The sequence below is a fragment of the Bacillus sp. K7 genome, assembly GCF_053903245.1.
Genome location: NZ_CP096406.1, coordinates 1811503 through 1824613, shown reverse-complemented (window position 1 = coordinate 1824613; position 13111 = coordinate 1811503). Strand labels below are relative to the sequence as shown.

General features: G+C 38.0%; 8 protein-coding genes and 4 pseudogenes. 2 read left to right on the top strand and 10 right to left on the bottom strand.

Annotated elements, in window-relative coordinates:
• Positions 1-100 precede the first annotated feature (100 nt).
• Both M1D98_RS09275 and M1D98_RS09270 read right to left on the bottom strand, forming a co-directional pair.
• Positions 101-535: a dUTP diphosphatase gene (locus M1D98_RS09275; RefSeq protein WP_121642638.1), complete on the bottom strand. Its 435-nt coding sequence runs from the start codon at positions 533-535 to the stop codon at positions 101-103.
• A gap of 38 nt (positions 536-573) precedes the next feature.
• Positions 574-861, bottom strand: a pseudogene (locus M1D98_RS09270) (DUF2691 family protein); the annotation flags it as partial.
• Positions 862-1290: 429 nt separating this feature from the next.
• Between M1D98_RS09270 and alr the strand changes: the two are divergent.
• Positions 1291-2475, top strand: a complete 1185-nt coding sequence (gene alr / locus M1D98_RS09265; protein ID WP_435576651.1) for an alanine racemase — start codon at positions 1291-1293, stop codon at positions 2473-2475.
• 81 nt (positions 2476-2556) lie between these two features.
• On the opposite strand, the pseudogene M1D98_RS09260 reads toward alr, so the two are convergent.
• The 4 genes and pseudogenes from M1D98_RS09260 to xylA form a co-directional block, all read right to left on the bottom strand.
• Positions 2557-2708: pseudogene (locus M1D98_RS09260) on the bottom strand (hypothetical protein); the annotation flags it as partial.
• A 409-nt stretch (positions 2709-3117) separates the two neighbouring features.
• Positions 3118-3352: pseudogene (locus M1D98_RS09255) on the bottom strand (glycoside hydrolase family 11 protein); the annotation flags it as partial.
• Between the two features lie 122 nt (positions 3353-3474).
• Positions 3475-4974 carry a xylulokinase gene (xylB, locus tag M1D98_RS09250; RefSeq protein WP_435576652.1) on the bottom strand — a complete coding sequence of 500 codons (1500 nt, stop codon included), beginning with the start codon at positions 4972-4974 and terminating at the stop codon, positions 3475-3477.
• Positions 4975-5136: 162 nt separating this feature from the next.
• Positions 5137-6474, bottom strand: a complete 1338-nt coding sequence (xylA, locus tag M1D98_RS09245) for a xylose isomerase (RefSeq protein ID WP_268538672.1) — start codon at positions 6472-6474, stop codon at positions 5137-5139.
• A gap of 251 nt (positions 6475-6725) precedes the next feature.
• On the opposite strand from xylA, the gene xylR reads away from it, so the two are divergent.
• A complete protein-coding gene (gene xylR, locus M1D98_RS09240) occupies positions 6726-7877 on the top strand; it encodes a transcriptional repressor XylR (protein ID WP_121642634.1) in 1152 nt (383 codons plus the stop codon).
• Between the two features lie 147 nt (positions 7878-8024).
• On the opposite strand, the gene xynB is transcribed toward xylR, so the two are convergent.
• From xynB to M1D98_RS09220, 4 genes and pseudogenes are all read right to left on the bottom strand, one after another.
• Entirely contained in the window at positions 8025-9626 is a 1602-nt protein-coding gene (xynB, locus tag M1D98_RS09235) for a xylan 1,4-beta-xylosidase (protein WP_456280192.1), read from the bottom strand.
• A gap of 30 nt (positions 9627-9656) precedes the next feature.
• Positions 9657-11048, bottom strand: a complete 1392-nt coding sequence (locus M1D98_RS09230; RefSeq protein WP_121642632.1) for an MFS transporter — start codon at positions 11046-11048, stop codon at positions 9657-9659.
• 1217 nt (positions 11049-12265) lie between these two features.
• Complete coding sequence (locus tag M1D98_RS09225; protein WP_456280191.1) at positions 12266-12736, bottom strand: hypothetical protein; 471 nt, start codon at positions 12734-12736, stop codon at positions 12266-12268.
• Positions 12737-12934: 198 nt separating this feature from the next.
• Positions 12935-13098, bottom strand: a pseudogene (locus M1D98_RS09220) (hypothetical protein).
• Positions 13099-13111 lie beyond the last annotated feature (13 nt).

Below are 13111 nucleotides of genomic sequence, written 5' to 3'. Positions count from 1 at the left end.
TTTAACATTATAATACATTATTCATTTTTGAATACGATAAGGTGTGCCTTGGCTAACCTCCATGAATCCTCCTTCAGAAAATCAGCCAAGGTTATTGCTTTTACTTCGTTCCCGTAGAACCGTGTCCGCCTCTATCTACATTACCTAAATGCTCTACTTCAATCAATTCAACTGCCGGCATCTTTTTCATGATTCTGAACTGGCAGATCCGATCTCCTTTTTTCATTTCAGTATCCCGTAACGCATAAGCGGGGAAAAACCAGAAATCGCCGTCACCCTTGTATGACTCATCGATAACACCCATTGAGTTTGTTTGAATAACGCCAAAGTTTTTATATGTACTTGAACGGGGAACGACATGTGCTTCGTAGCCTTCGGGTAATTCCATAGCTACACCTAATGGGACAAGTTTAAATTCACCTTTTTTCATTGCAACATCTTCAGCTGCACGAAGATCAATCCAATCTCCGTGCTCAATTTTGCTGATTCTTGTTTGTGTTTCATCTAGATATTTGATTTTTATTTGCATTGTCATTTGTATGACTCCTTTAAGATTATTTAGTTACCACACGGTAATTTTTCAATGGCATTTCTGTCTTTGCAATATATTTCAACATAGCTGCTATCTGCCAACAATAGGACAAGTTCGCAATCACTGTCAACAAACTCCTCATATGTCTCGACTTGATCAACTGTTTTCCCAAATGGAAATGCTTGCAGATTTGTTTCTAACCGATTCGCAAAGTCAGTCCTTTCAACATCATTAAAAAGCTCCTCATTATCTAGCTCTTCGTCTATAACAAAATAGGATTCTCCACTCGTAAGCCACATATAATTAGATATGTCTAACGGCTGAAGCATCTTCCATAGTTAAACACCGTATTCATTCGGTATTTGAAAGTGAACTCCCCTTAACATATATACTCCTCTCTTACAATTACTGCATTGTTAGGCGTTTTACACGAAATCGACTGCCATTTGATCCCGATCTTCTTTCTTCTGAATACTCATTTCATAAATTTTCGCGCCTGTAACAAAAGGGCGCCCCGTATTCTCCTGGTTTTTATCAATAAGAGCCAGTCGTACTCTTTATGGGGGGATTTCCCATTAATGAAATCCTTCTGGAGCCAGCGTCGGCATTGATAAGCACCTTCTTCTCTATCATAGATTTACTATTGAATGATTTCAAATGAAGTTGAATAAAATAAAATTGAACGTATCCAACAATTAACAATTTATGTTATCGCTATATGCGTTTTTTATTATTCCATAAGAAAGAAGGAAACCTTGATGACAAAGCTTTGCCGAGAAGTTTGGATCGAAGTCAATCTTGATACCATAAAAAAAAACTTGCGAGCGATTCGCCGCCATATTCCTAATAAGAGCAAAATTATGGCTGTCGTAAAAGCAAACGGTTATGGCCATGGATCTGTAGAAGTGGCGCGCCATGCTCTGGAACACGGAGCGAGTGAGCTCGCTGTTGCCAGCGTAGAGGAGGGAATCGTTTTACGAAAAGCGGGCATTACAGCACCTATCCTTGTGCTTGGTTTTACATCCCTTAGTTGTGTGAAAAAATCAGCGGATTGGAATATAGAGTTAACCGCATTCCAGGCTGATTGGATTCAAAACGCGATCAAGATATTGGAAAACGAAGATAGTGCTAATCGATTGGGTATTCATATTAATGTAGACACCGGAATGGGACGATTAGGTGTACGCACAAAAGAAAAACTTTTAGCAGTAGTGAATGCAGTAACAGCAAGTAAATTCCTAAGATGGGCAGGTATCTATACACATTTTTCAACAGCTGATGAACCAGACACTACACTAACCAAGCTGCAGCACGATACCTTTATCAGTTTTCTCAGCTTCTTAAAAAATCAAGAAATTGAATTGCCCACCGTGCATATGAACAATACGGCTGCGGCGATCGCTTTTCCTGAATATAGCGCTGATATGATTCGTTTAGGCATCGGCATGTATGGCTTATACCCTTCAGACTATATTAAACAACTAGGCCTCGTGAAGCTTGAACCTGCATTAAGTTTAAAAGCGCGAATCGCTTATGTAAAAACCATGCGGACAGAACCCCGAACCGTTAGCTATGGGGCTACATATATAGCAGAACCTGACGAAGTCATCGCCACATTGCCGGTCGGGTATGCTGACGGTTATTCTCGCGCCCTTTCCAATCGCGGGTTTGTTCTTCATCGCGGAAGACGAGTGCCAGTTGCGGGGAGAGTAACAATGGATATGATCATGGTCAGTTTAGGAGAGCATGGTGAAGGCAAACAAGGTGAGGAAGTCGTAATTTACGGTCAGCAAAAGGGAGCTGAGATCACCGTTGATGAGGTTGCTGACATGCTTAATACGATTAACTACGAAGTGGTGTCAACATTAAGCCGCCGCATCCCTCGTTTTTATATAAGAGATGGTGAGATTTTCAAGGTATCAACCCCAGTAATGTACGTGTAGGGTTTTCTTGCATTTTTTGCAAATACGTTATGCTGACCAAGATTCCTCTAACGGGGGAATTTACTTTTCAAAACCACCCCCCTATAAACAGAGAGATGTAATGCGCCGAATTAATGTTTGATATACCTCAAGGACTGATTTTTCATGGTATTTTTATCGTGTCGACAACGAAAATGCTCTTTGCGTTCTTTACATGTACGCCCCTTCGTTTCCGGCATGAATTTCTGCAAAAACCATCACAAAGTTTGATATCCAAAGGAAAAACACTTATCCCAGAACTAAGTTCTCTTCATCTTCGAGGAAATGTTTCCGCTAGGTAAGACCGCTCTCCTTGTCTGATCCCTTGCCTAGTTGTGTGTTTTCTGCTTCTACACGCTTATCTTCTTAAAATTTGTTTAAGACATATAACGTCTCATTGATCAAAAGGGATTAGTAGATGTTTTATAATATTCTATATTTTTTACCTGTTTTAGTAATCCCCTTATATAGAGTCAAACATGCTTTTTAAGCTTGTTGAATGATATAGAAACATCATAAAAACACCCCTTACGGTAACGTGAGGGGCTTATTTGTTTCCGTTTTCTTCGTGAACCAAAAATTTAGACGGATACCAAATCAGGTTTGAATCACAAAACAAAATGATTATCTGCTTTTCCCTCCAATAGCCAGTACATTCGTCGTTACGTTAGCACTGCCATTACTTTGATATCCCTCTACCGTAAGCGCGGTTTCATACATCTTCCCTAAGCTTTCCCACTTCTTGAAGTGTTCGCTGACAGATACAGTTCCGCTCGTTCGTTTTGTCTGCCGGACACTCCAATACTGTTTAAATATTGCGAAACCTATACATAGAAGGTTGGTTCATTCGAATTGTTTCATTTGGTACTTACCGTGATGATTTGTTTATCTCATCATCTTTCAAAACAAGGAAACAAATTATATTGTTCTTTCGTTAATCTCCTGACAGAAAATACACTTTTTACGTCCCACACTTCTCAATTAGGCTTTTCGAAAGCTCTTCAAAGCCGAATTGAGATCCTTTGTTTGGCTGTAAATTTTCTTATACAAATCAAATAGTGTTTTATATTTTTGAACATTTTGTTCCTTTGGGTAAAATATAGCAGCCTCACGAATGAACTGCTCTGCACATTCTTCAAGGGATTCAAACCACCTACTTCCAAAAGCAGCTAACATAGCGGCCCCCATGGCTGGGCCCTGTTCATTTTCTAACTGAATCACCCTCGCATTGAAAATATCTGCCTGCATTTGAAGCCACGTTTCATTTTTAGCTCCCCCACCGATAGAAACAACAGTATGAATTGATTTTCCCGATTCGCGAAATAGCTCAATTGATTCATGTAAAGAGAATGTGATGCCTTCCATTACTGCCCTCACAAAATGCTCTCTTTTATGAGCTCCATCCATTCCGATAAAACTTCCCCGAATAGAAGAATCCGCATGCGGCGTTCTTTCACCAACCAAATAAGGAGTGTATAATAGTCCATTTGCTCCTATCGGAATGGATTCCATCCCCTGCAGTAATTGCTCAAACGATTCGTTTGGTGCAAACGTTCTTTTAAACCAATCCAAACTGTATCCTGCAGCAAGCGTGACTCCCATCGTATAAAAAGAATCCTTTTTTCCATGATGAAAAAAATGCACTTTCCCTTTAAAATCTCTTTCATTGCCTTCTTCGCAGGAAAGTATGACCCCTGACGTCCCAATACTGCATAGTGTTTTTTCTGATGAGAGGATACCGGCTCCGATAGCACCGCAAGCGTTATCTGCTCCCCCAGCGTACACTTTTGTTTTTTCCAATAGCCCCGTCTCCGCCGCAACGTTGGGAAGCAGCGACCCTACACATTCATGAGATTCAACAAGCGGAGGACAAATAGCTGCAGAAATACCAAATTGGTTGCAAATATCATCACTCCACTCCCTGCGAGTCATATGTAAAAGTAAAGTTCCTGCCGCATCGGAGTAGTCGGTGTGAATCGCACCAGTCATACGGAATCTCACATAGTCCTTCGGAAGCAAAAAAACAGCAGTTTTTTTAAAAAGATCAGGTTCATGTTCCTTCACCCATAACATTTTTGGTAATGTAAACCCTTCTAGAACACGGTTTTTTGTGATGTCAAGCAGATGATCGCCGCACTCCTCGGTCATCCTCTTACATTGAGGTGTCGTTCTGGTATCATTCCAAAGAATGGCATGACGTAACACCTGTTTATCTTGGTCAAGCAGGACCAACCCATGCATTTGTCCTGAATAGCTTATGCCGTCAATGTCCTTGGCTTCAACGTTAGATATAGAAACCAATTCAGCCAATGCAACAATTGTTTGCTGCACCCAGTCTTCAGGATTTTGCTCACTATATCCCGCCTTCTCTTGAATGAGCGGATAACTTTTGGACGTTTCTGCACAAACCTTGCCGTTTTGATTGACTAAAATCGTTTTAACAGCACTCGTTCCAAGATCTATTCCAATGACATACTTCATGTTTTCACCTCTTACCCTTGTAAAAAAAACATTCACTCTAGATAAATGCCCAGTTATAGAAATGACCCGTCATAACAATAAACAATAGTTAAGGAATCATGACGGGTAGTCTCAAGTATTGGCTATCATGCTATACCTTTTTATAGCGGTTCTCTTGATCTGTTATACTTCTAAAATGTATTGGTTCAATATCGCTTTTAATCGCTCCTGTCTTCCTGATTCGTTTTTAATCGCTTTATGATTTAGCGCATATTGCTCAAGCGTATGGAAATTAGCTCTTCCTTCTATAATTTCAAGACCAATTCCTTCAGTAAAGCTGCGATAACGATGTTGAATCACATCATCAAACACACGATCTTCGATTAATTTATGGGCTACTCTCAATCCTCTTGCAAATGCATCCATCCCCGCAATATGGGCATGCACTAAATCATCAGGCTCAAAAGAAGATCTGCTGACCTTCGCGTCAAAGTTTAATCCGCCGCTACCAAGGCCGCCATTTTGCAGGATCTCGTACATTGCTAATGTCGTAGAATATAAATCTGTCGGAAATTCATCCGTGTCCCAGCCTAAAAGAGGATGACCTTGGTTCGCGTCAACAGAGCCAAGCAGACCATGTACTCTTGCTATGCGTAATTCATGTTCAAATGTATGTCCGGCTAATGTGGCATGATTGGCTTCGAGATTTAATTTAAAATGACTGTCTAAGCCATATTGCTTTAAAAAGGCAATGGTTGTTGCTGCATCTGTATCATATTGATGAGTGGTCGGCTCTTTTGGTTTTGGTTCAATCAAAAACTGCCCTGTATACCCGATTTCCTTCGCATAATCCACTGCCATATGCATAAATCTGGCCAAATTATCAAGCTCTAATTTCAAATCGGTATTTAACAGTGTTTCGTATCCTTCACGGCCGCCCCAAAACACATAATTCTCGGCGCCAAGTTCTTTTGCTGTTTCTAGCCCTTTTTTTACTTGTGCTGCAGCATACGCAAACACATCTGCATTGCAGGAAGTCGCGGCACCATGGACGAAACGGGGATTCGTGAACATGTTTGCAGTATTCCATAATAGCTTAACGTTGCTGGTTCTCATGTATTCTTTCAACATGCTCACGATACTGTCTACATTTTGATTCGTCTCTTTTAACGTACTTCCTTCCGGTGCAATATCTCGGTCATGAAAAGCAAAATATGGTGCATCCAGTTTTTCAAACAGCTCAAATGCTGCATCTACTCTCGCCTTGGCCAGATCCATTCCTTTATACTGATCCCACGGTCTTTGCATCGTAGCCGCTCCAAAAACGTCTGTGCCATCAGCGGTAAATGTATGCCAATAAGCAATCGAAAAACGCAAATGCTCTTTCATCGTTTTTCCGCCGATTACTTCTTTAGCATTATAATATTTAAATGCTAAAGGATTAGTGGAGTCTGTCCCTTCGTAAACCACTTTGTTTACGCTTTCAAAGTAGTTAACTGAACTAGAATGAGAGTGAACCATGTGATTTCCCCCTTAAAAATAAATTCAGGCGCATTTTATGTCATATGGTAAGCAAGTTATTTATTAGTTTGTTGACTAAACAAACTAACTTATTTTCATCTTATATAACCTCATCCGTATTTTCAATATTTTTTTCGTTTTTTATGAACACATTAGATATAATAAGGGTAAGATTCGATATGTACCATGTTTCATACTGAACACATAAAATGTCAACTTAATTTATAGGTTATACAAATGGAGTGGATGAAGTGGATATCGCAGATCAAACCTTTGTCAAAAAAGTAAATCAAAAATTATTATTAAAAGAAATACTTAGGAACTCACCTATTTCAAGAGCAAAATTATCTGAAAAGACTGGATTAAATAAATCAACTGTTTCATCACAGGTAAACACATTAATGAAAGAAAACCTTGTATTTGAAATCGGCCAGGGCCAATCAAGCGGCGGCAGAAGACCTGTCATGCTTGTTTTTAATCAAAAGGCGGGATACTCCGTAGGGATAGACGTTGGTGTGGATTATATTAATGGCATTTTAACAGACCTTGAAGGGACGATCGTCCTGGATCAACACCATCATTTGGAATGTCATTCTCCAGAAATAACGAAAGACATTCTAGTGAATATGATTCATCACTTTATGACACATATGCCACAATCTCCGTACGGGCTTATTGGTATAGGCATATGCGTTCCTGGGCTCATTGATGAAAATCAAAAAATTGTTTTCACTCCGAACTCCAACTGGAGAAATATTGACTTAAAACCTTTCATTCAAGAGACGTTCAATGTTCCTGTTTTTATTGAAAATGAGGCAAATGCCGGTGCATATGGAGAAAAAGTATTCGGTGCTGCAAAAAATCACGAAAACATTATTTATGCAAGTATCAGTACAGGAATAGGGATCGGTGTCATTATCAACAATCATTTATATAGAGGGGTAAGCGGATTTTCTGGAGAAATGGGACATATGACAATAGATTTTAATGGACCTAAATGCAGTTGCGGAAACCGAGGCTGCTGGGAATTGTATGCCTCCGAGAAGACTTTATTAACATCTCTTCAGACGAAAGAGAAAAAAGTGTCCACTCAAGATATCATAGACCTCGCCCATCTGAATGATATTGGAACTTTAAACGCGCTACAAAATTTTGGATTCTATTTAGGCATAGGCCTTACCAATATTTTAAATACATTCAACCCACAAGCCATCATTTTAAGAAACAGCATCATCGAATCGCATCCAATGGTTTTACAATCAATTAGAAGTGAAGTGTCATCCAGGGGTTATTCCCAATTGGCCAATAGCTATGAGTTATTGCCATCTTCCTTAGGAAAGAGTGCACCGGCATTAGGAATGTCTTCTATTGTGATTAAACATTTTCTAGATATCGTTACATGATGAATTGTACAATACGCTATGTTCTATGCTCATCTTCGAAGATGAGTTTTTGTTTTGTTGATTTCATGAATAAGACCATTTTATTAAGGATACCTTCTCCTATGAAAAAGGAGTTCTTCACTAGAAGTCTCCTTTTTCACGTGTATATTATTTTTCTTTATAACGAAAATATCTAAAGTCGGCCGGAATATGATTTCCACTTGTATCTTGACATTGCATTCCTACAAAAGCACCTGTGAAGAAGCCTCCTCCACGGATGTAATCATCTGATAATTTTTTCGATTCCAATGCAATGTCAATTTTTCTCCAATCTTCTTTGTTAAACGAATAGAAATAATAATAGTTTTCCTTTTCAACGCTTACTCTTAGATAGATATACTTTACCTCATGAGGAATCACAATTTTATTTTTCAATGGCTGTGAAAAAGAGAAGTTATCACATATTGTTAATTCAAGAATACGGCCAAGTTCTTCATCATGCGTGACTTGAAGAGCCGTCCAGTTTTCGGTATTGTAGTAGTTCACCAATCCGGCGGCTTGTTGAAAATTCTCCGGGTAAAACTCAACTGCAGTTTCCGCTTCAAAATGGAGACTTTGCCAGCGTCTGGCGACAAATGCCTGAGTAAATGTCGAGGTTAATGATTCATGACCGTATAATCGCAAATGATTTGGCACTTGAGTCAACGAGCCTAATTCATTTGTAAACGGGATCCTTAACGTTTGAAAATGAATATTTAATGTTGGCTCTTCGAATTCATCAACTTCCGGGCAGGTTGCTGGAAACGTCTTTTCTGATACAGCAGGGGCTTCTACCTCCAAGCTTCCTTCTTTTCCACCTGCTACATAAGGCCATTCATCTTTCCAATAGAGTTTTTGAATAGCTGTTTCTCTGCCCAAAGGACAATATCCTCTCTGCTGAAAAATGGAATCATCGTCAGGATGTATGGGACGCCCTGTTAAATGAGCTAAATACCACTCACCTGTATGTGTTTGAACAATGGAGGCATGTCCACATTTTTGCAGCGGATTTTCTGGGTCATGCCACGACGTTAAGAGTGGATTATCGGGATGAACTTCATATGGCCCTTCAATATTTGCAGAACGGGCAATTGTAGCAGCGTGTTCGAACCGTGTTCCTCCTTCTGCAGTTAATAAATAATAATAGTTCCCGATACGATAAAGGTGCGGAGCTTCTGTCAGTTTTCTATCCGTTCCTTTAAATATAACTTCCGGTTTACCAATTAATTTTTGCTCCTTAGCAGAATACTCTTGTATGACTATTCCTCCGAATGAGTGCCGATCAATACGCTGATCCCATAACATATTTAATAAATATTTTTTCCCATCTGTATCATGAAATAAAGATGCATCAAACCCCGAGCTATTTAATGTAATCGGTTCTCCCCAGTCACCATTAACCGTTTCACAAGTCACCAAATAATTGTGACAATCTTTCCAAGCGCCATCTACGACCTTAACATCCGTATAGACGAGCCAAAACCTTCCGTCGCTATAACTTAAACATGGCGCCCAAACCCCACCTGAGTTAGGGTTTCCTTTCATGTCTAATTGTGAAACTCTCTGTAATGGATGTGCAACTAAGTGCCAATTCACTAAATCTTTTGAGTGATGTATCTGTACTCCTGGAAACCACTCAAATGTAGATACAGCGATATAATAATCCTCTCCTACCCTACAAATACTTGGATCGGGATTGAATCCTTTAAGTACTGGATTGATAATCTTCATTTGGGACTCCTCCTCAGTTTATTTCCTTTTTTAAGCTTTGAAATCATCAATATGATCCAAATAAACTTTGTCTCTATTCTCTAATTCTCGAAGCATATTTTTATATTTTTTCTCATCTAAGTTATAGAAATGAATATCGATCATGGCTAAAACAAGCAAAATCGCGGGAATAATGGTTGTTGTAATTAAAATTCCAGTTAATGCCTCGGGCGTTTGTGCCTGGTTTGCCACATATCCAAACTTATCAAGAACCAATCCCGGTACAACCCCTCCCAAGGCCATGCCAAATTTAAAGAAAAATCCGATGATCGCGTATATGAGCCCGCCCATTCTTTTCCCAGTCCTATACTCTCCATATTCTATTGTTTCAGGAATGAGCGCCCACATATATCCCCCGGCAGTGAGGCTTCCAGCAGCAGCGATTAATCGAAAGAAGAGTATGAGGTATATATTACTTGGCGGAACAAACAGTAAAGCTAGGAGGCCGATTATATTCAGTAATAATGCATAGTTTAGTAATTTCTTCTTCCCCAATCGCTGATGAAGCTTTGGAATAAACGGTAAAATAACCAATGCAGGCAAGCTTCCTATCAAACCGTACCACTTCACTAAATCCTCTCTTCCTAAGTTATACGTCACGTAATAAATGCCTACTGAATTACTGATTGAATTCACTCCGAAAATGATAATAAAGAAAATACTTAATACAACAAGGGGACGATTCACATGAAATTGCTCAAATATATCAGAAAATTTAATTTTTTCGTCAGATTTTTGAAGAGTGACACGCTCTTTTGTGCTTTTAAAACAAAAGATTAAAAGGAACGCGCCTATCATACCCAAAATACCCATGGTTAGTTGCCAGCCAAGAGATTCGTTACCGGAAATATCGCTTAAATAGGCAGCCAGTAAGGGAACAAAAAAAGCAACGACTAGTCCTCCAAGATTTGCAAATAGCATGCGAACGGATGTTATGCTAACAACTTCTTGATTATTTCTAGTCATTGCAGAAGTTAACGCGCCATATGGAACGTTTATCATTGTATATGTAAGCGACAAGCCAACATAGGTGATATAGGCATATATTAATTTCCCCATATCCGAAAAATCTGGAGTTGTAAAACAGAGTATGGCCAGTATGACAAATGGGAAAGCTCCGAATAATAGATACGGTCTAAAGCGTCCAAATCTGCTGTTCGTTCTGTCTACTATTGTTCCAATAAAAGGATCAGCGAGAGCGTCAATTATTCTAACCACTAAAAACATCGTGCCGGCTGTTGCCGCCGATAAACCAAATACATCTGTATAGAAGAACAAAAGGTAAGTAGACACCGTTGCATAAATTAAATTACATGCGAAATCCCCGGACGCATATCCAACTTTTTCAACCATCCTAATCTTCTTTACATTTTCACTGAGCATGATTACTCCCCTTTTCGATCCTTTAATATGGAACAGTAAGAAATGGAAAAATCTCTTCAGACTTATGCCCAGTGTTTATAAAAGCGCTTTCAAAAAGGTGTTGAAAATCTTAGTGGTTACTTTACTGAGCATTATCATCCTCTAAATCGTGATCAGCAAGCAGTACATTCATCTGTTGGTCGTTGAGCCTCTCCTCCTTTTAATCCGTATTGAATAAGAACTTATCTTATGGACAACTGTAAGTTCATTTCATTAGTTTGTTGATCAAACAAACTAACTTGGTTTAATATTATAAAATCCTTTCAGCTTTTTCAACGTTTTTTCAGATGAAATTTAAATTGGCTTGAGAAAAATATTGATTTCACCTTCTTTTCAGGCGCAGCAAAGATTAAATAACAGATAAAGAGAATAACACTTATAAAGAAGTTCCTCATAAAAAAGGCTTGTTTTCCGCTATAGGGACTGCTCTTCTATGTTTTTCGGGTATAGGCGGTTGAAAGCTTAACAATTTTTCCATTCAAAAATTTAATTTAAACTTTTGGCAAATAAAACACGAATAATGTTTACATCATGACAACCACTATAGATGGATCCGGTTACCGAAAAAACATAAAGGGATTTAATTATGTATTCTTCATCCAATATCGATTAAAATTTAAAACAAAGTTTCAATCTTTATTTCCTGAATACGCATCAAAGGTTGAAACTTAGAGTGATCTTCCACCTTCTCTTCATGGACATAATAAGGTACATGCAATAAATTCAAAGCTCTCTTAGGGGGCTTTTCTATTCGCTAGAACATAACCAGTTAATGGAAATCTCTTTGTGGCTTTCTTCTTATTTCTCGGATTGTTTGTCAGTAAAAAAATTAGTACCTCTTCAATTTCCTTTTCTAAGTCATTATTTAGCAAACGAACAAATGATTTAGACTGATTATCAAACACTCATGAAGGCAAGAGCAAAAGACAAAAGAGCCCGCACCTATATTTTTTGCATGATGAATATAATTCTCAACTAAGATAGATATAGTTAGTGCTTAACCGTACTATAATTTCACTTTACAAATAAGTTTTTTTAAAACTCTTATTTTATTTGAGAGATTGGTATTCCACTTTAAACTTTTATTGGTACTGGAAGTACTAGAAATTGTACTTTTGATCAAATGCTTCTTCCTTGCGACATTGCTGCAAACATAAATTTGTTATTAAAAACAGAAATTAATTCTGTATCAGTTTATTCAATATGTTAATTTTACTTTGGTCTTTATTATTCTTCTTTGTTCTTCTATAGCCATCTAACAAAGACTTATTATAAATCTTGAGGTAATCATCAATAGTTAGCAAATGATATCTCGCTCCGTAATCTTCAAAAATCTCTAGGTTATTATAGTCTACATCTGCAAATGGTTTTAAATCCTCTATGTACGCAATGCCTATTTTAGTATTAGTTTTCCTAAATTCATGCTCATGTAAATCAACCATTTTATAGCCTTGCAGTTCCATAATTTTTTTTAGTTTTTCCCACTTTTCCTCTAAAAAAATTAAAGGAATAAGGGTATCAATATCTTCTGGGGAAAAATCCAACCCAGTTACCTTTTCAAGACCTAAAGAGCCATATAATAATGGAATGATATCTAACTCTTTATTAAGAGTTTTAGCTATATTTATAAATTCTTTATACAATTTCATTTTTTATATCCCCAATATGTAGTGATTCATTATTTAAGAATTAATTGCCCCTTGAAGTTTCAAGTCCTCAAATTCTTCCATATGGTGAATATCCCCAAACTCATTATAACCCCTTTTTTCTAATCAGAAAGGAAGCATTAGTACTTAGAATTGGTTTGGCTGCACTGGGCTCTTTTTTACAATTAACGATTCTTTTATCTAAAAAGCTTTGAATACTGAATTAAAGAATATCATCAATATAATGATGGCTAGTACAACAACAATCTCAAAAGTATGTGAACTGCCATCTTTTTTTCTTGTTCTGTCTTCTCTCTCATTTGTTTCCTATATTTTCTCTGTATTTCATCCTTTTTTCTATTCACCTTACTCGACCCC

Excerpts from the sequence above, each read along its gene's own strand:
- M1D98_RS09275 (WP_121642638.1), bottom strand. The coding sequence starts at position 535 with ATGACAATGCAAATAAAAATCAAATATCTAGATGAAACACAAACAAGA.
- alr (WP_435576651.1), top strand. The coding sequence starts at position 1,291 with ATGACAAAGCTTTGCCGAGAAGTTTGGATCGAAGTCAATCTTGATACC.
- xylB (WP_435576652.1), bottom strand. The coding sequence starts at position 4,974 with ATGAAGTATGTCATTGGAATAGATCTTGGAACGAGTGCTGTTAAAACG.
- xylA (WP_268538672.1), bottom strand. The coding sequence starts at position 6,474 with ATGGTTCACTCTCATTCTAGTTCAGTTAACTACTTTGAAAGCGTAAAC.
- xynB (WP_456280192.1), bottom strand. The coding sequence starts at position 9,626 with ATGAAGATTATCAATCCAGTACTTAAAGGATTCAATCCCGATCCAAGT.
- M1D98_RS09230 (WP_121642632.1), bottom strand. The coding sequence starts at position 11,048 with ATGCTCAGTGAAAATGTAAAGAAGATTAGGATGGTTGAAAAAGTTGGA.
- M1D98_RS09225 (WP_456280191.1), bottom strand. The coding sequence starts at position 12,736 with ATGAAATTGTATAAAGAATTTATAAATATAGCTAAAACTCTTAATAAA.